Origin of the sequence: Paucidesulfovibrio gracilis DSM 16080 (assembly GCF_900167125.1) — a bacterium.
Classification (GTDB): Bacteria; Desulfobacterota; Desulfovibrionia; order Desulfovibrionales; family Desulfovibrionaceae; genus Paucidesulfovibrio; species Paucidesulfovibrio gracilis.
In genome coordinates this window covers 47,085-67,465 of the sequence record NZ_FUYC01000010.1, presented here as the reverse complement: position 1 = coordinate 67,465, position 20,381 = coordinate 47,085, and the positions used below count along the sequence as shown (strand labels likewise).

Here is a 20,381-nt window from a genome sequence, read left to right as displayed (position 1 = left end):
GCCCGCCTCGGGCTAGGTTGCCGCATGAGCATCAAAGAACGATTCCCCGACGGCCCGGAACCCCTGTACCTCGTGGACGGAACCAGCTTCCTGTACCGCGGCTTCTACGCCTACCCGGACCTGCAACGCTCCGACGGCATGCCCACCAACGCCATCTTCATCGTGCTGCGCATCCTGCTGCGCATCCTGCGGGAAGAGCGCCCCAAATATCTCGGCTTCATCATGGATGGAAAAGGTCCGACCTTCCGGCACGAACTGTTCGAGCCGTACAAGGCGCAACGCCCCCGCATGCCCGAAGACATGGCCGTGCAGATCGACCCGCTGCGCGAGGCCGTGCAGCTCATGGGCCTGCACCTGCTGGTTTCCGAAGGCGTGGAGGCCGACGACTGCATCGCGTCCCTGGCCGCCCGCCACAAAGAGGAACGGCCCGTGGTCATCGTGGGATCGGACAAAGACCTCAAGCAATGCCTGGACGAACAGGTCGTGCTGTGGGATCCGGCCGGAAAACGGGAAAAAGTCACCACGCTGGACATTTTTTGTGAAGAAACCGGCCTGACTCCGGCCCAATGGCCGGACTTCCAGGCGCTCACCGGAGACAGCTCCGACAACATCCCAGGCATCCCGGGCGTGGGACCGAAAACCGCGGAAAAAATCATGGCCCAGGCCGCCACTCTGGAGGATCTGCGCGACGGCGGAGCGGAACGACTGCCCGACAAACTGCGCGCCAAGGTCACGGAACACATGGAAAAGGTCTTCCTTTACCGCGAACTGACCCGCATGCGCACGGACTGCTGCGAGGAACACGGGCTGGAACAGCTCAGGGTCCAGCCGCTGCACACGGATGACCTGTTCGACTTCCTCACCACCTTTGAATTCCGCTCCCTGGCTCGGGATTTGCGGAGCATGGTCCCGGAAGCCCCCACAGCGGCGGAACCTGTTGCCGCGGCCACGGGCCAGGCCAGTCTGTTCGGCACGGCTGCCCCGGTCCCGTCGGTGCCGCCTTTGACGCTGCACAAGGCTGAACAGCCGGACCAGCTCCCGAATCCGGACGACGCCCTGGTGGGACTGGTCAGCATGGACAATGGCTTGCGAATTGCCGTGCAAAGCCGGGAGGAAATCGGATCCGAACAGCAATACACCGGTTCCCTGCCGGAACTCATCGACTACCTGGCCAGGGCGCGGACCGTGGTTTGCCCGGACGTCCATGACCTGCTGCGTTCCGATGCCGCGTGGGACGCGCTGCCCCTGGAGCGCTGGTTCGACCTCTCCCTGGCCGCCTACCTGCTGAACCCGGAAGAACGGAACTATTCCTGGGACCGACTGCACCAAAGCCTGTTCCAAAGCGATCCCGACGACCCCGAAGGGCATGAACCCGCAGACCTGCACCCCGATGCCCAGGCCGGAGCCGCCCTGCTCTATCTGGAACGGGTCCGGCCCAAGCTGCACGCCGCCAACCTGGAAACCCTGCTGCGCGACGTGGAGCTGCCGCTCCTGCCTGTGCTGGCCGCCATGGAACGCCAGGGCATCCACCTGGATAAGCAGGCATTCCGCGCCTTTTTGGACGAAGTACAAGAACGCATCGACGAACTGACCAAGGAAATTCACGAGTTGGCCGGAGAAAACTTCAATATCCGCTCCAGCCAGCAAATGGCGGTGGTGCTCTTCGACAAGCTGGGACTCAAACCCGCAGGCAAGACGCCGGGCGGCGCACTGTCCACGGCCAACCAGGTGCTGGAAAAAATCCGGTCCGCCCACCCCATCGTGGAGGCGATCCTGCAATTTCGCATGCTGGAAAAGCTGCGTTCCACCTACCTCGCTCCGCTGCCCCGACTCATGGACGACAACGGCCGCCTGCACACCCATTTCAACCTCACGGCCACGGCCACGGGGCGGCTCTCCAGTTCCGGTCCCAACCTGCAAAACATCCCCATTCGCGGACCACAGGGCAAACGCATGCGCGCCTGCTTCACCGCAACACCGGGAAATCTGCTGGCCGCGGCCGACTATTCGCAGATCGAACTCCGGGTGCTGGCGCATTTTTCCCAGGATCCAGCCCTGCTGGACGCCTTTGCCCAGGACGAGGACATCCATTCCCGCACCGCGGCACTGCTCTTTGATAAAGACTCCCCCCAGGCCGTCAGCGGTGAGGAACGCCGATCCGCCAAGACCATCAACTTCGGGCTGATCTACGGCATGGGACCGCAACGGCTGGCCCGCGAACTCCAGGTGCCGCTGTCCGAGGCCAAGTCCTTCATTGAACGGTATTTCGAACGGCTGGCCACGCTGAAGGCCTTTTACGACACCATTGTGGAAGATGCCGCCACCCACGGCTACGTGACCACCCTGGCTGGTCGCCGCCGCCTGCTGCCCGGGCTGCATTCCCGCAATCAGCAAATGGTTTCCCAGGCCAAACGGCAGGCCGTGAACACCGTGATTCAAGGATCGGCCGCGGACGTGATCAAGCTGGCCATGCTTGCGGCGCACCAGGACACGGTGCTCCAGGAGTTGAACGCGCCCCTGATCCTTCAGGTGCATGACGAACTGCTGCTGGAGGCGTCGGAATCCGTGGCCTTGCAGGCCGGGGAACGTTTGGTGGAGATCATGCAGAACGTGACCGAACTGCGCGTTCCCCTGCGGGTGGATATGGGTGTGGGACACAACTGGGCCGAGGCGCACTAACACCACACCGGTCAGCTCCGCTCAACGCGCCCCTACGCAATGCCCCCGGAACACGGCAATTCGCCATGCTCCGGGGGCATTCGCCGGGCAGCGGGAGTCCACGGTCCGTTATTCGGAATCCATGGCCAGCCGGACCCCGAGTCCCACCAATGCGAACCCGCACACCGCGTCCAACCCGCGACGCACCGCAGGCCGCGCCAATTGCGCCCGGGCCAGATCCACGCCCCAGGAAATGAACATCAACCAGACCAACCCCATGAGCCAGTGAATACCCGCCAAAAGGATGGATTTGGTCACCACCGGATCCTGCGGCCCGATGAACTGGGGCAGGAACGCCAGATAAAATACCACCACCTTGGGATTGAGCACGTTGCACAAAAAACCCTCGAACAGGCGACGGCGGGTGGAAACGCCCGGTTCCGGCCCGGCTGCGCCCCCGGCCACTTGAATCTTGCCCGCACCGCGAAACGCATCACGCAATGCCTGGAAGCCCAGCCAGACGATATAGGCGGCCCCGGCCCATTTCACGGCGTGGTACAGTTCCGCCGAGTGCATCAAAATCAAGGAAAGCCCGAGCGCGGACAACAGCGCGTGCACAAACAGGCCGGTGCAGATGCCCAGCCCGGTGATCATCCCTTCCCGACTGCCGCCGCGGATGGCGTTGCGCAACACAAGGATGGTGTCGTTGCCGGGCGTCACCGTAAGCACCAGGGCCACGGAGGCGAAAGCCACGGTATTGGCGTCAAAAAGCATGCATTCTCCTGAAAGGCGGATAAAAGCGCGGCCAGCGCAGCCGCATCAAAAGGCGCAAGCCCCGATGCGTCGTCCCTGTGGGGGCGACCCGAACGCCTCTTCCGGCCTTATCCCGCCATTGTTAAACAGCTTGTATCCTCGCCGTTCCGACTCTTTCCCAAAGATACAGGAAACAAATCGGAGCGGAGTATGCCTCCGACAACCCTGGTTGTCCAGTGAAACAGCGTAGCACACTTTTGCATTCCTTGACACTATAGCCCAAAAACCATACCTTCGGCGCACATCGTCAAACAAGGGGAAACACGCATGCACATTGCCGAAGGCGTCCTGCCCTGGCCCATTCTGGTGGCCGGGGGCGCGCTCACCGCCCTGGGAACGGCCGTGGGACTGCGGCGCGTGGATTATGACAAAATCATGAGCGTGGCCATGCTCTCAGCGGCGTTTTTCGTCGGCTCCCTGGTGCATGTACCGGTCATGGGCAGCAGCGCCCACCTCGTGTTGGGCGGCTTGCTCGGCATCGTCCTGGGCTGGGCCGCCTTTCCCGCCATACTCGTGGCGCTACTCCTCCAGGCCGTGCTGTTCCAGTTCGGCGGCCTGACCACTCTCGGCGTGAATACCTTTAATATGGCGGCTCCGGCCGTGCTCTGCCACTATATTTTCCGCCCCCTGCTGGAAAGCCGCAGCCCCAAACAGCGCAACATCGCTGCCTTTGCGTTCGGCTTTCTTGCCCTGTTGTTCTCGGCCCTGCTCACGGCCGGTTCCCTGGCCCTGACGGAAGGATTCCTGGTGGCGGCCGTGGCGCTGCTGGCCAGCCATGTGGCCGTGATGGTGATCGAAGGCTTTGTGACCATGTTCGCGTTCGGCTTTCTCGCCCGGGTCAAGCCCGAGGTGCTGGAGGCTGGCGGCGTGCGCCCCCAAACATCCTGAACCTGAGGAGGTATCGCTCCATGTCCGTTCGTACTGCTTATCCCGCGCTCCTCGCGGCCCTGGTGTTGCTCCTGGGATGCGCGCTTCCTGCCCAGGCCCACCGGGTCAAAATCTTCGCCTACACGGACGGGGAAACCATCTATACGGAAAGCTCGTTCAGCCAGTCGTCCCCGGCCAAAGGAGCGGCCATCACCGTGACCGACGCCCGGGGGGAAACCGTTCACCAAGGCTACACCGACGACGACGGCAAGCACGATTTTCCGATCCCTGCCAATGCCCAGGGCGACCTGACCATCACCGTGGACGCGGGCGAAGGCCACCAGAACCAATGGGTGCTTACCGAGGCGGAGTACCGCTGACAGCCAGGGTCTTGACTTCTTCAGCGGTCAGCCGACCAACCGCCGACCCGTGGCTGAAACCTTCAACGGCTCAAGACACCACCGGAGAGATCATGCGAACACTGCTTTCCTGCCTCGCGGCCCTGCTTTTCATAGGCGCGGTTCTGACCGGCCCGACCCAGGCCGCCACCCTGGATGACGAAGACCTGCAACGCATCGAACGCCTCGTGGATAAAAGCGTGGCCAAACGCCTAGCTCCGGTGCAACGTTCCCTGGCCATGATGCGCGATCAGGGCGTGACCCCCACGGAAGTGGCCGGAGGCATCGGCTACATCGTTGGCATCGGTGGTCTGCTGGCCTATGCCGCGAGCCGTCGCCGCAGGGACTAGCGGGCCGTTCTTCCCCCTGGTGCCTGCAACACCGTCCGGTCGCTGCCGTAGTTTCCGTCGGTGCATGCGCACCTGACATTTGCCCCATTCCCCCAGCAACACATTTCATCCGCCCCAAAAACGCAACCCCCCTCGGCCGTTCGGCAAAGGGGGGTCGTATCGGCGTTGGTCGCCGCATGTCAGCGTCCCGCTACATGGTCTGCACCATCAGCTTGGGACCGTTGCGGAAAAGCACTTCCATCTTGTTCGGCGGCACCAGCTTCTGAACCACGCCCACCCCGAACTTGGGATGGTCAATGAGACCGCCCACCACGGCGGACCCTTCCGAACCGAACGGCTTGGCGGAACCCATGTCCTTTCCGTTCAGAGCGTTTTCCCAATCCTGCACCTGTTCGGCGGCGTTCTTCAGCGCCTTGACAGTCTTGGCCACGGCACGGGAACCGCGAGGACGTTTGGCCGTGGTCTTCTTGGCTTTGGGGTGCTTGTGCAAACTTCCGCAGGTCTTGCACTGCACCTTGACGATTTCTCCGCCGTCCATGGCCACGACAACGTGCATGCGCACGTCCTTGCACCGATTGCATTTGGACTCGATGGCGTCGCCCGCCTGATATGTTTTTTCCACGGTCATCGGTTATCCCCATTATAGATAGGTATTGCAAAAAAAAGCAGGGACCACGTCCCCGCGACAGATAACAAAAAAGCCTGCCCGGGCCGAATCCGCGTCCGCGTCGGACAAAACGCCACACCGTGCGGCAAGCCGCACGGCAAAGGCTCCGTCAGAGCGACGTGGCAGCGGATCTTTCAACAGTCGGACAGGGGGTGTCGGCCCTGTGGCTGAACACGAAGGCGAACCATATCCGCTTCGTCCCGGTGAGGCAACCCCCCCTTGACAATGTCAGCACAGATGAGCAAGTATTCATACGAGAGGTCGCCATGAAGAAACCAAACGATGTCTGCACCGTCAATTGCGTCCACGCCCAGGCCGTGGCAGCGGCGCAGCGCGAAATGCTCCCGGAAAAGGAAGTCATCGGCCTTGCCGAACTCTTTAAAATTTTGGGAGATCCGACGCGGGTTCGTATTTTGCGCGCACTTTTCCCCGGGGAACTTTGCGTCTGCGACCTGGCCACGCTGCTGGGTATGAGTCCTTCCGCCGTGTCCCACCAGTTGCGTGTGCTGCGCGCTGCCCGCCTTGTGCGCTACCGCAAGCAGGGAAAGGTGGTGTTCTACTGTCTGGACGACGATCATGTCCGTGCCTTGATTGCCGAAGGACTGGACCATGTACGGCATGGATGATTTTTTTATGTCCGCATATCTGAACACATGATCATGCGTAGCGTCGAAAAATTCCTTGGGCGCTGCAACAAACAGCGGCCCAAAACGGAGACGAAGACAATGTACCTCACCCTGAACCGACAGTCCGACGCTGCGCCCAGATCAGCGCGTTTGACCACAAAACGGTTCCGCTTCGCTCGGGTGCGGTGTGGAAAAGGAGATTCACCATGGAACTGATCGTCGCCATCCTGGCCGCCTCCTGGGACGTATTTCTTGAATCCGCGCCCTATATGCTTTTTGGATTCCTGGCAGCGGGCATGCTCAAGGCTTTTTTACCAGGGGATCTGGTGGCCAGACACCTGGGCGGTTCCCGCATTTTCGGAGTGTTCAAGGCCTCGCTGCTGGGCGCCCCCATTCCGCTGTGCAGCTGCGGAGTGGCACCGGCCGCTGCCGGACTCCGCCGCCAGGGTGCCGGCAAGGGGTCTACCGCAGCCTTTCTTATCTCCACCCCGGAAACCGGTGTGGACTCTCTTGCCATCACCTGGGCATTGCTCGACCCGGTCATGACCGTGCTGCGCCCCCTGGCCGCCCTGCTCACTGCGACCCTGGCAGGATTGGGCGTCAATCTCCTGGACCGCGACCAAACCGTACCCCAAAAGCCACCAGCTCCCCAATGCTCGGACGGATGTTGCTCCGGTTCCTGCCAAACAGATCGCCCCGGTCTCATGCAACGCTTCCGGGACGGGCTGGAATTCGCCTTCACCGATCTGCTGCCCGACATCGGCGGTTGGTTCGTGCTTGGCGTGCTCCTCGCCGGAGCGCTTACCGCCCTGCTGCCCCAGGGCATCATCGAGCAATACCTCGGTGACGGCCTGCTGCCGCTGCTCGCGGCCTTGGTCGTGGCGGCACCGCTCTACGTCTGCGCCACCTCTTCCACCCCCATTGTGGCGGCTTTGGCCCTCAAGGGACTGTCCCCGGGCGCGGCCCTGGTCTTTCTTTTGGCCGGTCCCGCCACCAACCTGGCCTCCTTTGCCATGGTTTCAAAAATCATCGGCAAGAAGGCCGCCCTCATCTACCTTGCCGCCATCCTGATCAGCTCCCTGCTGCTGGGGTTGGCCGTGAATGAACTGTACGCCGCTCTCGGGCTTTCCGTAACGGATTGGGCCCAGGCCATCAGCCACGAATCCCACGGACCGGTTCACTGGACCGCCGCCCTGATTCTTGGTGTCCTCCTGATCCGGCCCATCCTGCGGCACTGCAAAAATTCCCATACACACACCACAGGAGAATCCTCATGAGCTTCGACACCATCGCCGTTATCGTCATCGTGGCCGCGGCCGCCCTCTATCTGTTGCGCCGTGCCGTCCGCAACGCCAAAAACGATTCCACAGGATGCGGATGCTCGGGGGGCTGCGGCGGATGCCCCAGCGCCCAGCCCGGGCTTTCCCCCTACGATGCGAAAGACGACTCCCGGTCCGATTGCAGGAGCTGCCCCTCAGCAAAGGACGATGCTCCACATTAGGTCTGCTGCCCGTTGCAATGGCCCGGACCGGCACCCCCGGGCCGTTGCGGACTAAGCCTGTTCGCAACCGACCAGAAGCAGGGTATGCCTCTGCGGAACAGACAACACGAACGCGCAGTGAGGATACGCCATGGATTGGAACGATCTGTTCGGTTTGGGACTGGTGCTCGGGCTGGTGCTGCTCTTCATCATAACCAAACACTTCAACGACAAGGATCGCGGAGAGGACGTCCCCTTTGGGTGCGGGTGCGGTGATGATGCACAGGCTCCCGACTCCGGGTGCGCCGGATGCCCGGTGGCCAAGCGCGCTCAGGGTAACTGCCCTGCCGCAAAACCCGCCTCGCCCGCCGATTCGGAAAAACACTCCTGAACCGAACCGCTGCCGAGCCGGGGGAAGAGCGCTGCCGATCCCGGAGACCGACACCGCAAAAAAAAGGTTCCACTCCACACGCAACCACGTTGCGAAGGAAGTGGAACCTTTTCGGCAATGCCTCGGATTGCCGTACCGAATCAGTTCATCAAAAAGAAGCAGGGTGTTGCAAAAAAATAATCACGCCTGCAACGCTTTGCGCAGGGTGGAGATCCCACAGGAGTGCAGCATCTTCACGGGAATATTGTTCGCCTTGGCGTGGGCGGTAACTTCCTTGCGGGCCTTGTGGGAGACCTTGTTGGTGAACACAATCACCAGACCGCAACTACCGATCTGGTTCGCGAACTTGTTCTCCTTGCCGGTAAATACCTTGAGTTTGACACCGCCGCGCTTGGCCGTATCAATGTATTCCCTTTTCAATCGGTCCATTCCGCCAATCAAAGCCGCGCACATATCCGCCTCCATCAGGTTAAATCGTTTAATGGTTCCCCTTGTCGTGACTATTTGATAATGAAAATCATCCTCACTGTCAACCCATTGGTTGCCCAATCTTCAGCCCTTATGTACAAAGAAAAAACCGTGGCGGTTCATACGGCATCGTGGGCCGCGCGGGGCACAAGCCAACACAACCACCGGAACGTCCCGACAAATGGACAGACTCTTGGTCGATACCTCCTCCAGGGAGCAAATGGTCAATATTACCACCCCGACGCAGGGGTTGGTATCTCAACGTGGTTGGCATGACGGAGTGCTCACGTTGTTTTGTCCCCACACCAGCGCCGCCGTGGTGCTCTCCGAAGGCAACGATCCCGCCGTGGGAACCGACCTGCTGCGCAATCTTTCGCGACTGCTCCCCAGAGACGCAGGCTATATCCACCCTGGCAATCCCGACGCTCACCTCAAATCCATCATGGTGGGCCAAAGCGTGCAGATACTCGTGGAGCAGGGGTGCCTGCTGCTGGGATCCTGGCAGGGGGTCTTCTTCTGTGAATTCGACGGGCCGCGCCCGCGCGAAGTCTGGGTCAAGTTCAAGGCTTGAGGGAGGAGCGCATCGTGGGCAGGAAACGTATCCGATTCATGTGTACCGCATTTCGCGACGGGTTCCAGTCCGTGTACGGTGCGCGGGTCCGCACGAACGACTTCCTGCCTGCGGTTCGCGCTGCTGCCGAAGCGGGCATCGACTGGTTCGAGGCCGGTGGGGGCGCACGATTCCAGGCGCTGTATTTCTATTGCAATGAAGATGCGTTCAACATGATGGACGCGTTCCGCGAGGCCGCAGGCCCGGACGCGGACCTCCAGACCCTGGCCCGGGGCGTGAACGTGGTAGGGCTGGAATCCCAATCCTCGGACGTCATCGACCTGCACGCCAAGCTCTTTGCCCGGCACGGCATCACGTCCATCCGCAATTTCGACGCCCTCAACGATGTGGACAACCTGGACTATTCCGGCCGCTGCATTCATAACCACGGCCTGCGCCACCAGATCAGCATAAGCATGATGGAACTGCCCCCGGGCAGCAAGGGCGCGCACGACCCCGACTTTTACGAGATGGTTCTGCGCCGTATCCTGGATGCGGACATCCCGTTTGACTCGGTTTGCTTCAAGGATGCCTCCGGCACGTCCACCCCGGCCAAGGTGCACGAGACCATCAAACGCGCCCGGGCCATGCTCCCGTCCGAGACCAATCTGCATTTTCACACCCACGAGACCGCGGGCATTTCCATTGCCTGCTACCTAGCCGCCATCGAAGCAGGCGCGGACAGCGTGGATCTCTCCCTGTCCCCGGTTTCCGGCGGCACCTGCCAGCCCGATGTGGTCACGCTCTGGCACGCCCTGCGCGGCAAACCGTATGATCTGGGCGTGGACATCGACAAGATTCTGGAGACCGAGGAAATCTTCCGCGACTGCATGAGCGCCTACTTCCTGCCGCCCGAGGCCACCAGCGTGGAACCGACCCTGCCCTTCAGCCCCATGCCCGGCGGCGCGCTCACCGCCAATACGCAAATGCTCCGCGACAACGGCATCATGCACAAGTATCCGGAAATCATCGCGGCCATGGGCGAGGTGGTGCGCCGGGGCGGATTCGGTACGTCCGTGACCCCGGTCTCGCAATTCTATTTCCAACAAGCCTTCAACAACGTCATGTTCGGTCCCTGGACCCGCATTGCCGACGGCTTCGGCAAGATGGTCCTGGGCTATTTCGGACGCACGCCCGTGCCGCCCGATCCCGAGGTGGTCCGTCTGGCCGCGTCCCAACTCAATCTGGAACCCACGGACCAAACGCCCCGGGAGCTGAACGACGCCGACCCGTCCAAAGGACTGGAGGCAGCCCGGAAACGACTACAGGCCGCCCACATTGCCGAAACAGAGGAAAATCTCTTCATCGCGGCAACCTGCAAGGAAAAAGGCATCGCATTCCTCAACGGCCGGGCCAAACTCGGCATCCGTTGGAAAAAGGACATGCAGGAACAACCCGCGACCGCAAACCGCGACTTTGGCCGCTACCAGGTGCGGATCAATGGCACCGCCCACGATGTAACCGTGCAAAAAGGCCGGTTCACCGTGGACGGGGTGGAGTTCGATGTCTCGGTTGCGGACGGGCCGTCCCGTTCCTCGGATACGGAACCACGCCGCTCCGCCGGGGATTCCTCCTCCGGGCTGGCTGTTTCCGCCCCCATGCCCGGCACCGTGGTGCGCGTGGACGCCAAGGTGGGCGACTCCGTGGTCAAGGATCAGCCCCTGGTGGTGCTGGAAGCCATGAAAATGGAAGTGGAGGTTCGTTCCCCGGCGGCTGGCCGACTGGCCGGACTTGCCGTGGATCTGGGCGGACAGGTGGCCGAAGGGGACGAGCTGGCCCGCGTGGAGCCGATGCAATGACCGTTGCCGCCGCATCATTGACCCCGACGGGCTGGAACGCCGTTCTGGACGCCGGCGGGCCGCTCCTGGCCATCACGGGAATGGCCGTGGTCTTTTTTGCTCTGGTGAGCATCAGTTTGTTCATCACGATCCTTCCCCGGGCGCTCCGGCTCTGGGACCGGCTCCTGCCGGAAACACCCCGGAAAACGTCCCACCCCGAACCGCAGCCCCGCGTGCAGGTAGCCCGAACCGGCTCGGCCCCTGCGGGTGAAACCCTGGCCGCCCTGGCTGCCGCGGCCGTGCTCCGCCACGACCCTTCCGTCGCCCGTCACCTGGGCATGACCACCAATAAACGAACTGCGGAGAACTAGCATGGACGTGCTGGCCGCATTTCTCTCGTCCACCGGCTTTGCCGGACTCACCTGGGGCAATGCGGTCATGATCGTCGCGGGCTGCCTGTTCATGGGCCTGGCCATTGTCAAGGATTATGAACCGCTCCTGCTGTTGCCCATCGGATTCGGCATTGTGGTGGGCAACATCCCTTCGCCCGGGGGCATGCCTCTTTCGGTCTATGATCCCGGTTCCGTGCTTTCCTACATCTATTACGGCGTGCGCGAGGGCATTTTTCCGCCGTTGATCTTTCTGGGCATCGGCGCCATGACCGATTTTTCCACCATGCTCTCCAGCCCCAAACTGGTGCTGCTGGGCGCGGCGGCCCAGGCAGGCATTTTCCTGACCCTGCTGGGCGCCCTCTGGTTGGGCTTTCCCGCGTCCGAGGCGGGCAGCATCGCCATCATCGGCGGGGCGGACGGTCCCACGGCCATTTTTCTTTCCGCCAAACTGGCTCCCCACCTGCTCGGGGCCATTGCCATTTCCGCCTATTCGTACATGGCCCTGGTTCCGGTATTGCAACCGCCGGTCATGCGGCTGCTGACCACAAAAGCGGAACGACGCATCCGCATGCGCCCTCCTCGGACGGTTTCCAAACGGGAAAAAATTCTCTTCCCCATCGGCGGCTTTCTGATCACCGCGCTTATCGCTCCGGGAGCCATCCCACTCATGGGCATGCTGTTTTTCGGCAACCTGCTCAAGGAGAGCCTGGTTACGGAACGCCTGGCAGCCACGGCGCGCACGGCCCTGGTGGACGTGGTCACCATCCTGCTGGGCTTTTCCGTAGGCGCGAGCACCCAGGCCAAAACATTTCTCACGCCGCAAAGCCTGCTTATTTTCGGGCTGGGAGCGGCGTCCTTTGTGGTGGCCACGGCCGCCGGCGTACTGTTCGCCAAAACCATGAACCTGTTTCTCAAAGAAAAAATCAATCCCCTGGTGGGGGCGGCAGGCGTTTCCGCTGTGCCGGATTCGGCCCGCGTGGTGGAATCTGTAGGGCGGGACGACGATCCGTCCAACCACCTGCTGATGCACGCCATGGCCCCCAACGTGGCCGGAGTGGTGGGATCGGCGGTGGCCGCCGGGATACTGTGGTCAGTGCTGGCAAAATAGGCTATGTGACTCCGCACATGGTTACGGAGTCGTAACAATAGAGAGAGGACCGGAAAGGAGCGGACGAATGTCGAGTCAATCCAGTTACGAATTCTACAAAGACAACATCAAGGAACTGCCCCCCCTGCGGACCATCGCGGATACCCTGGTGCTGGATCACAAGATCCGCACTGTAACCCCGGCCGAAGCCTATGAGCTGGCCCGCAAACAGTGGGACGTGCAGGAAACGGATCTGGAAATATACCCCCCGGCCGCGCAACGGCTAGGCCTGCCCAAGGGCGCCAAGGTGCTCAACAACGTACACGGCAAAATCATCGGCCGCACAGCCAAGGCACGCCGCTTTTGGCATGCGCTGAATGATCCGGAACGTCGCAAGGTCTCGGGCGACCTGATGGAAGCCATTTCGGATCTGCAACGCCGCCCCCTGATCAAAGCCCACGCCATCATCGGTCTGGACCGCGACCTGATGATCAAGGCCACCATCGTGGGTACCGAGGACGACGCCGCCAACATCTTCAACTGGCTGGTAAACTTCACCCCCTACGAAGAGCTGGCCGAGCAGTACGAGCAAAGCCCCAAGCTGCCCATCCAGGACATCATCGTCATCGCAGACAATGAATGGCGCAACAACGATCCGTTCTACCACAATCAGGGCTTCCCCCAACTCGCCCTCGTGGACGTGAACGCCAACGTGATCTTCAACTTCGGCATGCGCTACTTTGGCGAACGCAAAAAGGGTACCCTTACGCTGGCCTGGACCTCGGGCATGCGCCTGGGCATGGCGGCTTGTCACGGCGGCATCAAGGAAATCGATTTCAGCGGCTGCGAAGACCACGCCTGCAAAGGGCTGGGCAAACGCTCCATCGCCTTCTTCGGTCTCTCCGGTACGGGAAAAAGCTCCCACACCAACTCGTCCAACAACGGCGGCACCATGCCCAAGGGCTTTGACAAAGTGGTGCTGCACGACGACGCCTTCCAGATCGACATCAAAGAAAAAATCTGCCGCGTCTGGGAACCCACGCTGTTCGACAAGACCGACTCCCGGCCCATCGGCCATCCGGACTGGGACTACGTCATTTCCGTCATGAACCACGGCCAGATCATGGTGGACGGCAAAAACCTGCCCGTGGGCCAGGACTTGCGTAACGGCAACGGCCGCTGCCTGCTGGACCGCTCCCTGCTGGGCAAATACGTGAACCGTTGCAGCTTCCCCTCCACGCTTTGCTGGCTCACCAAAGACACCACCATGCCCCCGCTGATGCGGTTCTCGGACGTGCAGCTCGCCGTGGCCATGGGTGCATCCCTGATGACAAGGCGCAACGTGGCGGAAAACGTCTCCGAGGAAGAACTGAAAAAGCTGGTATTCGTGCCGTATGCCAACCCGTTCCGGGTCTATGAACTGTGGAAGGACGTGGAAGCCTTTACCGACGTATTTGAAAACGGCGCTTCCGGCTACATGTTCAACTCCAGCGGATTCTGGAAGACTTCGGCCGAAGACGTGACCGCCATTCCCCTGCAAAGTTCCCTGACCCTCCAGACCGCCATCCTCACGGACCAGCTGGAGTGGGAGGACTGGCCGCTGCTCGCCGGAGCGCAAATCCCCACCAAGGAAAGTGTGGACAAACTCCTGCCCGGTTTCTACGACCGCTATGATCATCGCAACGTGGATAACTACGAGCAATATCTTGAAACCCTGCGCGACCGCATCAATCAGCGCCGGGAATTCATCGAGAATTCGGACCTGCAGGACAAACCCGAACTCCTGGATAAGCTCCTGCGATCCTTGCAAACTTCATAGCCGTTCCGCGGAAGGGACACCAAGGGCGATTCCATATTTTCGAACCATGCGCCGCAGGAAATAATGCAAATCAAAACGCCACGAACGGACGTATGTATTGCATTGCAACGCGCCGCAACACCTCTTGGCAATCGCCCAGCCTGAAAGCGGAAATATTGCTCCATGCGGGGTCTTTGTGGTATACACCAATGTATACCCCGGAGGCTCCGCATGAAGCGTATTCTGATTGCCGAGGATGACCGCATTTCCCAACGGCTCGCGAAAACCGTCGTGGAATCCCTCGGATACGCCGCCTTTGTCAGTCCCAACGGCAAACATGCCTACGACGCCCTCAAGGCGGAAAACGGTTTCGATCTTCTCATCACCGACATCATGATGCCGGAAATGGATGGACGACAGCTCATTCAAACCCTGCGCGGCGATTCAGAACTTCGCGACCTGCCCGTCATCATCATGTCCGCGGTGGTGGGCATCGGGGACATCGCCTCCCTGCTCCAGCTCGGCGCCTCCCGTTTTCTGGCCAAACCCCTGGTGCAGGAGGATCTGGAAGAAAGCATCGCCCGTTGCCTCAATCTGGACAATTGACCCACGGCCGACCGTGTCTGAACGCGCTCTCTACCACACAACGCTCCCCAATCGCCTCCCACGCAGCTCAATCAATGCAGCCGCACAGCAAAACACGACAGCTCCCCCACGGTACACACCGTTGAAGAGCTGCTTTTTTTCACTCCGCACTGATCCGGCGGCCCCGCGAGCCAAGCAAGGCAACGTGCCTCAATGCTCCATATACGGTCCCATGATCTGGTCCCAGGCCGCATCAAAATCCGCAAGCATCGACGGCGGCACATCCTTGCGGCAAATCGCCTTGAGTCGTCCATTTTTCCGCAATCTCTGCAGCGCAGCCTCCAGGCGGGGCATGACAGCACGGCCCCAATGGCTGCGGGTGCAAGCCGTATGCCCGGTCTGCCAGGTTCGCGCCTCCACCAGCGGCACCAGCTCCAACGCCTCTTCCAAGCCCTGGGTACGGATCACGTACCAGGCTTGGTCCGGGCTAAGCACCATGTAGGCAACCCGGCCGGAAACCAACAGTCGCAGAGGACGCTCCAGCGTACCCAACTCATACATATTAATGATGTTTTCTTCATCTGCACATTTATCGAAAATCCTATCCACTTCCGGACCGTAGCTCATGTCCGCGATCCGGCCGGTTATCAACGTGTGATCCGCCAACAACTCCCGCAACGAAACATGCCCCTCTTCATTTTTCCAGGCATCCAGGCCGCCGCGTAGAGTCACGGCCACAAACGGTCCGGTAATGCGGGAAGGAGAGGAAAACAGCAGAACCTTCTCCCGCTCGGGACGACGGAACACCCCGGCCATGCAGTAGCGATCTCCCCGTGTCGCTCCCAACAAGGCACGCGACAATGGCGCTTCCACCGCCACATGCTCATATTCGGCCAGCTCCCGTTCCAACTCGCGTTGCAACGCGATAAGGCTGCCCGAAAGCTTGCCGTGCTCCTGCACCACAATGTGCGGAGGGAAGGAGACATAAGACCAGTACACGGGTTCCCCGGCCCAGGCCGGGACAGCGGAAAACCCCACCAGCAAAACCAGCAGTAAGGGATACAAACGGCTGCGCACGGCAACTCCTTACATTTCGAATAGCATGGTATTCCAATTCATTGATGCCTTTGCCCCACACGTCTGTCAAGGACAGGTTGACCTGAATCGCCTCGGCTTGTATCGATTGCATGCGTCCGGTATAGTGATGGGCCGTATGCGCCTTTCCCAACTGGGCGCTCCTCCAACCAACAAGCGACATGACAAGATCAAAATATATCCAACGAGAGTCTGAAGGCCCGGCGGAAGTCTCCCCCGAAGAGGCACTGCCCGAAATTTCCTTTGACCAACTTCCCGAGGCCATGCGCGCCGCCTGTGAACGCGCCGGCTGGGACCGGCTCATGCCCGTCCAGTCCAAGTCCATCCCCTACATGCTCCAACGGCGCGACACCATGGTGCAGGCCCGCACCGGGAGCGGAAAAACAGGCGCCTTTGTCCTGCCGCTCATCGAGCGCATCGACCCGGAAAAAAACCATTGCCAAGCCCTGGTTCTCTTGCCCACTCGCGAGCTGGCCAAGCAGGTTGCCCACGAAGCGGAAATGCTCTCCGGCGGCACACTGCGCACGGTGGCCGTCTACGGCGGCGTGGGCTACGGCGAGCAAATCGAAGGCTTCAAGCAAGGCGCCCATCTGGTGGTGGGCACTCCGGGCCGCGTCCTGGACCATCTGATCAAGGGGTCTCTCTCCCTGGACCACCTGGAAACACTGATCTTTGACGAAGCCGATCGAATGCTTTCCATCGGTTTTTACCCGGACATGAAACAGGTCCAGCGGCACCTGCCCCACCGGCGCATCAACTCGCTGATGTTCTCGGCCACGTTCCCGCCCCTGGTGCTCCGGCTGGCCGAGGAATTCCTCCAGGACCAACTTTTCATCAGTCTTTCCGGCAAGCAGGTCCACGTGGCCGAAGTGAACCACGTGTATTATGAAATGCCGGCCATGGGCAAAGACCGCGCCCTCATGCGCATCATCGAGGTGGAAAACCCTGCCTCGGCCATTATCTTTTGCAATACCAAGGCCAACTGCCACTACATTTCCGAAGTGCTCCGCCAGTTCGGTTACGACGCGGACGCGCTCTCCTCGGACCTGAGCCAGGCCAAACGGGAAAAAATTCTCAGCCGGGTCCGTTCCGGAACCCTGCGTTTTCTCGTGGCCACGGACGTGGCCGCCCGGGGCATCGATATTCCCGACCTCTCCCACGTGGTGCTCTACGAACCGCCGGAAGACCATGAATCCTACATCCATCGGGCCGGACGCACGGGCCGGGCCGGAGCCGCAGGGGAAGTGCTCTCGCTGGTGGACGTAATCCAAAAGCTCGAACTCAAGCGCATTGCCACACAGTACAGCATTGAATTGGAAAAACGTCCCCTGCCCGACGACGAGGACGTTCGCGCCGTGCTGGCGCAGCGGGCCACCACCCTGCTGGAAACCAAGGTTCGCTCCCTGCTGCCCATTTCCCGCGAACGTATGAGCCGGTTCCTGCCATTGGCCAAAGAACTGGCCGCCACCGAAGACGGTCCCGCTATCATCGCCACCCTGCTGGACGAATTTTATCACGAAAATGTCCATGCCCGGAACTTTCCCGCTCCGGAACGCCAGGATGAGGGCCGCAAGGCCCGTGGCGCCCAGCGTCGCAAGCCCGGTGGACCACGCGGCGGGAAAAAAGGCTCGCCTCGGGATGGCCGCCCCGACGACAGACCGCCCAGGAAGGAAACCCCGGCCACGGGCCAGAACGCCGCAACCGGCGACCAGCCCGCCAAGAAAAAACGGCGTCGCCGCCGCAAGAAAAAGCCTTCGGGAGATGGCGGATCGCAAGGACAGTCGTCCTAATCCCCCCACTCAACCAAGCAAACCGCCCCCGCACGGTCATTCCGTGCGGGGGCGGTTGTTTTTCCTGTATGGCCGTGCAAGCCGAACGCTAGGAGCCGAGCCGCTCCAACAGCGCCTTGGCCTGCGCTGCGGTCGCTCCGTCCGGATCCACTTCCAGGGAACGTTCCGCATAGCCCCGGGCCTGTTCGATGTTGCCCAACGCCGAATGCACCTCGGCCAGATGGTAGAGCACCGCCGGATGATCACTCTTCATGTCCAAAGCACGCATCAGGGTGGAAAGCGCCTGCTGCGGATCCCCGCTCTTGTGGTAGACCCAGCCGAGCGTGTCCAGCGCCTCAGGGGTGCCGCGCCGTGCAGCACGCAGAGCCAGTTCCAGGGCGTCGGTCAACTTGTTCTGGTCCGTGGAGTGTTCGGCATAGAGGTAGGCGAGATTGTTCTGCGCGGGCGTAAAGTCAGGCCGTTCCTCCAAGACCTGTCGGTACAGCGCCTCGGCTTCCGCCATGTCGCCCCGTTCCTGCAACATCATGGCCAATACAAAGGCGCTGCCCGCGTCCCCGGGTTGCTTTTCCAGGGCTTCGCGGAAGCGCTTTTCCGCCAGATCGGTCCGGCCCGCGGCCAGATACATGCCCCCGATGCGCGGATAGGGATTGAATTCGGGGTTGGCCTGTCCGCCTTCCATAAAGAGCTGTTCGGCACGGTCGAAATTCCCCCGGGCCGCTTCAATGCGCGCCATGAGCTGATACGCTCCCGCACCGTCCAGGGTCTGCTTCAGGCCGGACGAAAAGTCCAATGCTCCGGCAACATCGCCCTTGGCCAGGTACGCGGCCACAACCGCTTCCGCAGCCATAAAGTTCGCCGGGTCGGCATCATGCAGCGCCCGGAAATATTCCAGCGCCTTATCATAGCGTCCGCGGTTCATTTCCAGCTGGCCGATCTTGAAGGCACCGAATCCCGCAGTACGTGGATTGTCCAACAATTTGCGATATTCGATCTCGGCCGCACCGGGCTTGCCCTGGAACACAAACACGTCGCCAATGGCACTTTGGATCGCGGGGTTGTCCGGTTCCTGCTTCAAGGCGTTGCGCAGTTGGGCCAGGGCTTCACCATAACGCTTTTCCGCCAGGAACAGACTCACCAGCGCGCGCCGCGCCGGAGCATAGCCCCGATCCTGGTCCAGAGCCTGTTCCAACGCCTGACGCGCCAGCCCGGGCTGATCCGCGGCCAGATGCGCCTGGGCCATGAGGCTATAGACAGGCAGACTGTCCGGCTGGTCGCGCAGCACCTCGCGATAAAGGCTCACGGCTTTTTCGTGATCCCCGCGGGCCATGGCAATACGCGCCTGGAGCACCTTGGCTTCCAAATCCTTGGGCTGGAGCAGGAAAATTTCGTCCAGCACGGATTGCGCACGGTCGTAATCCAAGCGGGAAATGTGAATGTCGGCCAAAGCCCGCCGGGCCGCCAGCGCGGTTTCATCGGGCAGGGACTCCGCACGTTCCTCTTCGGACGGGAGCGGACCAGCCAAATCCCGAGCCTGCTCCACAGCCTCATCCAACCGCCCTTCGCGCCGCAGCAGGTCGATGAAGGCCAGCCGAAGCTGTCCGTCGTCCTCCACCGCCTGGATTCCATCCAGCAGCGCCTGCTCTTCGGCCGCCGTATCCTTGCGCGCACGGTACATACCCGCAAGAGTCAAACGATGCGAAGCCTCGTCGGGGAATGCCTGCACCAAATCCCGGGCCACGGAAACAGCGTCGTCCATGCGCCCGGCTTTGAGATAAAAATCACCGAGCAACCGGCGCATTTCCGCACCCTCGGTTTCCTTCGCCGCCAATGCCTCATACACCTTGCCCGCTTCGTCCATGCGGTTCATGCGGGTCAGGGTGCCGCCCAGCTGGAGATGCAGGTTTCGACTTTCCGGCAATCGCTGCAATGCTTCGCGCAAAATTCGCACGGATTCGTCATTCTCCCCGGCCTGGAGACGCAGCAGGGCCAAAAACGCCCAGGCATCTTCCATCTCAGGCGCTTGTTCCAAAAGCGCCTCGGCCTTGGTCACGGCCGCGTCCATTTCGCCCCGGCGGGACAACGTCACCGCGGCGAGCAACGCGGCTTCGGCATTCTCCGGCTCCTGCGCCAGCACCTCGTCCACCAATCGCTGGGCCGCGTCCAGATCGTTGTTCATGAGGTTCAACCGGGCCAATTCCACCCGGGCCTCCTGTAAGGTCGGATCCTTTTCAACGGCATGCAGGAAATTGTTGAACGCGCCGCGCCAGTTTTCGAGTTTCATATTTATGCGCCCCAGGAGCAATTCGCCGGCAGCGAATTCCTCGTCTACCTTGATGGCGTTGCGAGCCTGCACACGGGCCTCGCTGTAGCGCTCCTGTTCATACAGCTGCCTGGCGCTATCGTAGAATTCATCCCGACGCTCTTCGGGACTGCCGCATCCCGCCACCACTGCCAGCAACACGGCCATGGCCGCCAACACCACGATATTCCGCATGTTCCCTTTGCTTCCCTTGGGCTTGCGTGAAAAA

20 protein-coding genes are annotated in these 20,381 nt (G+C 61.3%); 15 read left to right on the top strand and 5 right to left on the bottom strand.

The features are described 5' to 3' along the window. The first annotated feature begins 24 nt into the window (after nucleotides 1–24). The gene (gene polA, locus B5D49_RS10505) at nucleotides 25–2,679 is read left to right on the top strand and encodes a DNA polymerase I (RefSeq protein ID WP_078717653.1); all 2,655 of its coding nucleotides are present in this window, start codon (nucleotides 25–27) and stop codon (nucleotides 2,677–2,679) included. Between the two features lie 108 nt (nucleotides 2,680–2,787). Here polA and B5D49_RS10500 read toward each other — a convergent pair whose 3' ends face one another. Continuing rightward, nucleotides 2,788–3,432, bottom strand: a complete 645-nt coding sequence (locus B5D49_RS10500) for a LysE family translocator (protein WP_078717652.1) — start codon at nucleotides 3,430–3,432, stop codon at nucleotides 2,788–2,790. A gap of 306 nt (nucleotides 3,433–3,738) precedes the next feature. Here B5D49_RS10500 and cbiM point away from each other — a divergent pair, with 306 nt between their 5' ends. The 3 genes from cbiM (at nucleotide 3,739) to B5D49_RS10485 (ending at nucleotide 5,086) form a co-directional block, all read left to right on the top strand. Next, on the top strand, nucleotides 3,739–4,359 hold the full coding sequence (gene cbiM, locus B5D49_RS10495) for a cobalt transporter CbiM (protein WP_078717651.1): 621 nt from the start codon (nucleotides 3,739–3,741) through the stop codon (nucleotides 4,357–4,359). A 20-nt stretch (nucleotides 4,360–4,379) separates the two neighbouring features. Next, on the top strand, nucleotides 4,380–4,718 hold the full coding sequence (locus B5D49_RS10490) for a hypothetical protein (RefSeq protein WP_078717650.1): 339 nt from the start codon (nucleotides 4,380–4,382) through the stop codon (nucleotides 4,716–4,718). 92 nt (nucleotides 4,719–4,810) lie between these two features. Beyond that, the gene (locus B5D49_RS10485) at nucleotides 4,811–5,086 is read left to right on the top strand and encodes a hypothetical protein (protein ID WP_078717649.1); all 276 of its coding nucleotides are present in this window, start codon (nucleotides 4,811–4,813) and stop codon (nucleotides 5,084–5,086) included. 190 nt (nucleotides 5,087–5,276) lie between these two features. Here B5D49_RS10485 and B5D49_RS10480 read toward each other — a convergent pair whose 3' ends face one another. Beyond that, a complete protein-coding gene (locus B5D49_RS10480) occupies nucleotides 5,277–5,714 on the bottom strand; it encodes a hypothetical protein (protein ID WP_078717648.1) in 438 nt (145 codons plus the stop codon). A 305-nt stretch (nucleotides 5,715–6,019) separates the two neighbouring features. Here B5D49_RS10480 and B5D49_RS10475 point away from each other — a divergent pair, with 305 nt between their 5' ends. The 4 genes from B5D49_RS10475 to B5D49_RS10460 all read left to right on the top strand — a co-directional run bounded on the left by B5D49_RS10475 (nucleotide 6,020) and on the right by B5D49_RS10460 (nucleotide 8,250). Then, the gene (locus tag B5D49_RS10475; protein ID WP_078717647.1) at nucleotides 6,020–6,379 is read left to right on the top strand and encodes an ArsR/SmtB family transcription factor; all 360 of its coding nucleotides are present in this window, start codon (nucleotides 6,020–6,022) and stop codon (nucleotides 6,377–6,379) included. Between the two features lie 206 nt (nucleotides 6,380–6,585). After that, nucleotides 6,586–7,656 (top strand): SO_0444 family Cu/Zn efflux transporter, encoded by a 1,071-nt coding sequence (locus B5D49_RS10470; RefSeq protein ID WP_078717646.1) that lies wholly within the window; start codon nucleotides 6,586–6,588, stop codon nucleotides 7,654–7,656. After that, entirely contained in the window at nucleotides 7,653–7,880 is a 228-nt protein-coding gene (locus tag B5D49_RS10465; RefSeq protein ID WP_078717645.1) for a FeoB-associated Cys-rich membrane protein, read from the top strand. The genes B5D49_RS10470 and B5D49_RS10465 overlap by 4 nt, the downstream gene beginning before the upstream one ends. A gap of 130 nt (nucleotides 7,881–8,010) precedes the next feature. Next, nucleotides 8,011–8,250: a hypothetical protein gene (locus B5D49_RS10460; RefSeq protein WP_078717644.1), complete on the top strand. Its 240-nt coding sequence runs from the start codon at nucleotides 8,011–8,013 to the stop codon at nucleotides 8,248–8,250. Nucleotides 8,251–8,430: 180 nt separating this feature from the next. Here B5D49_RS10460 and B5D49_RS10455 read toward each other — a convergent pair whose 3' ends face one another. Further along, a complete protein-coding gene (locus B5D49_RS10455; protein ID WP_078717643.1) occupies nucleotides 8,431–8,703 on the bottom strand; it encodes a DUF2325 domain-containing protein in 273 nt (90 codons plus the stop codon). Between the two features lie 196 nt (nucleotides 8,704–8,899). Between B5D49_RS10455 and B5D49_RS10450 the strand changes: the two genes are divergently transcribed. The 6 genes from B5D49_RS10450 to B5D49_RS10425 all read left to right on the top strand — a co-directional run bounded on the left by B5D49_RS10450 (nucleotide 8,900) and on the right by B5D49_RS10425 (nucleotide 14,989). After that, a complete protein-coding gene (locus B5D49_RS10450; RefSeq protein ID WP_078717642.1) occupies nucleotides 8,900–9,289 on the top strand; it encodes a secondary thiamine-phosphate synthase enzyme YjbQ in 390 nt (129 codons plus the stop codon). Between the two features lie 14 nt (nucleotides 9,290–9,303). Further along, complete coding sequence (locus B5D49_RS10445; RefSeq protein WP_200806794.1) at nucleotides 9,304–11,127, top strand: biotin/lipoyl-containing protein; 1,824 nt, start codon at nucleotides 9,304–9,306, stop codon at nucleotides 11,125–11,127. Beyond that, on the top strand, nucleotides 11,124–11,477 hold the full coding sequence (locus B5D49_RS10440) for an OadG family transporter subunit (RefSeq protein WP_078717640.1): 354 nt from the start codon (nucleotides 11,124–11,126) through the stop codon (nucleotides 11,475–11,477). Before B5D49_RS10445 ends, B5D49_RS10440 begins: the two co-directional genes overlap by 4 nt. Before the next feature lies 1 nt (nucleotide 11,478). Beyond that, the gene (locus B5D49_RS10435; RefSeq protein ID WP_078717639.1) at nucleotides 11,479–12,606 is read left to right on the top strand and encodes a sodium ion-translocating decarboxylase subunit beta; all 1,128 of its coding nucleotides are present in this window, start codon (nucleotides 11,479–11,481) and stop codon (nucleotides 12,604–12,606) included. A 67-nt stretch (nucleotides 12,607–12,673) separates the two neighbouring features. Next, nucleotides 12,674–14,404, top strand: a complete 1,731-nt coding sequence (locus tag B5D49_RS10430) for a phosphoenolpyruvate carboxykinase (ATP) (RefSeq protein WP_078717638.1) — start codon at nucleotides 12,674–12,676, stop codon at nucleotides 14,402–14,404. A 210-nt stretch (nucleotides 14,405–14,614) separates the two neighbouring features. Continuing rightward, nucleotides 14,615–14,989 carry a response regulator gene (locus B5D49_RS10425; RefSeq protein ID WP_078717637.1) on the top strand — a complete coding sequence of 125 codons (375 nt, stop codon included), beginning with the start codon at nucleotides 14,615–14,617 and terminating at the stop codon, nucleotides 14,987–14,989. A gap of 189 nt (nucleotides 14,990–15,178) precedes the next feature. Here B5D49_RS10425 and B5D49_RS10420 read toward each other — a convergent pair whose 3' ends face one another. Beyond that, on the bottom strand, nucleotides 15,179–16,045 hold the full coding sequence (locus tag B5D49_RS10420; RefSeq protein WP_078717636.1) for a transporter substrate-binding domain-containing protein: 867 nt from the start codon (nucleotides 16,043–16,045) through the stop codon (nucleotides 15,179–15,181). A gap of 179 nt (nucleotides 16,046–16,224) precedes the next feature. Here B5D49_RS10420 and B5D49_RS10415 point away from each other — a divergent pair, with 179 nt between their 5' ends. Continuing rightward, nucleotides 16,225–17,853 carry a DEAD/DEAH box helicase gene (locus B5D49_RS10415; RefSeq protein WP_078717635.1) on the top strand — a complete coding sequence of 543 codons (1,629 nt, stop codon included), beginning with the start codon at nucleotides 16,225–16,227 and terminating at the stop codon, nucleotides 17,851–17,853. Between the two features lie 88 nt (nucleotides 17,854–17,941). Here the strand turns inward: B5D49_RS10415 and B5D49_RS10410 are convergent, their stop codons facing one another. Next, on the bottom strand, nucleotides 17,942–20,347 hold the full coding sequence (locus B5D49_RS10410; RefSeq protein WP_144019421.1) for a tetratricopeptide repeat protein: 2,406 nt from the start codon (nucleotides 20,345–20,347) through the stop codon (nucleotides 17,942–17,944). Nucleotides 20,348–20,381 lie beyond the last annotated feature (34 nt).

Bases quoted from the DNA above. Each gene is read 5' to 3' on its own strand.
- polA (WP_078717653.1), top strand. From the start codon at position 25: ATGAGCATCAAAGAACGATTCCCCGACGGCCCGGAACCCCTGTACCTC.
- B5D49_RS10500 (WP_078717652.1), bottom strand. From the start codon at position 3,432: ATGCTTTTTGACGCCAATACCGTGGCTTTCGCCTCCGTGGCCCTGGTG.
- cbiM (WP_078717651.1), top strand. From the start codon at position 3,739: ATGCACATTGCCGAAGGCGTCCTGCCCTGGCCCATTCTGGTGGCCGGG.
- B5D49_RS10490 (WP_078717650.1), top strand. From the start codon at position 4,380: ATGTCCGTTCGTACTGCTTATCCCGCGCTCCTCGCGGCCCTGGTGTTG.
- B5D49_RS10485 (WP_078717649.1), top strand. From the start codon at position 4,811: ATGCGAACACTGCTTTCCTGCCTCGCGGCCCTGCTTTTCATAGGCGCG.
- B5D49_RS10480 (WP_078717648.1), bottom strand. From the start codon at position 5,714: ATGACCGTGGAAAAAACATATCAGGCGGGCGACGCCATCGAGTCCAAA.
- B5D49_RS10475 (WP_078717647.1), top strand. From the start codon at position 6,020: ATGAAGAAACCAAACGATGTCTGCACCGTCAATTGCGTCCACGCCCAG.
- B5D49_RS10470 (WP_078717646.1), top strand. From the start codon at position 6,586: ATGGAACTGATCGTCGCCATCCTGGCCGCCTCCTGGGACGTATTTCTT.
- B5D49_RS10465 (WP_078717645.1), top strand. From the start codon at position 7,653: ATGAGCTTCGACACCATCGCCGTTATCGTCATCGTGGCCGCGGCCGCC.
- B5D49_RS10460 (WP_078717644.1), top strand. From the start codon at position 8,011: ATGGATTGGAACGATCTGTTCGGTTTGGGACTGGTGCTCGGGCTGGTG.
- B5D49_RS10455 (WP_078717643.1), bottom strand. From the start codon at position 8,703: ATGTGCGCGGCTTTGATTGGCGGAATGGACCGATTGAAAAGGGAATAC.
- B5D49_RS10450 (WP_078717642.1), top strand. From the start codon at position 8,900: ATGGACAGACTCTTGGTCGATACCTCCTCCAGGGAGCAAATGGTCAAT.
- B5D49_RS10440 (WP_078717640.1), top strand. From the start codon at position 11,124: ATGACCGTTGCCGCCGCATCATTGACCCCGACGGGCTGGAACGCCGTT.
- B5D49_RS10435 (WP_078717639.1), top strand. From the start codon at position 11,479: ATGGACGTGCTGGCCGCATTTCTCTCGTCCACCGGCTTTGCCGGACTC.
- B5D49_RS10430 (WP_078717638.1), top strand. From the start codon at position 12,674: ATGTCGAGTCAATCCAGTTACGAATTCTACAAAGACAACATCAAGGAA.
- B5D49_RS10425 (WP_078717637.1), top strand. From the start codon at position 14,615: ATGAAGCGTATTCTGATTGCCGAGGATGACCGCATTTCCCAACGGCTC.
- B5D49_RS10415 (WP_078717635.1), top strand. From the start codon at position 16,225: ATGACAAGATCAAAATATATCCAACGAGAGTCTGAAGGCCCGGCGGAA.
- B5D49_RS10410 (WP_144019421.1), bottom strand. From the start codon at position 20,347: ATGCGGAATATCGTGGTGTTGGCGGCCATGGCCGTGTTGCTGGCAGTG.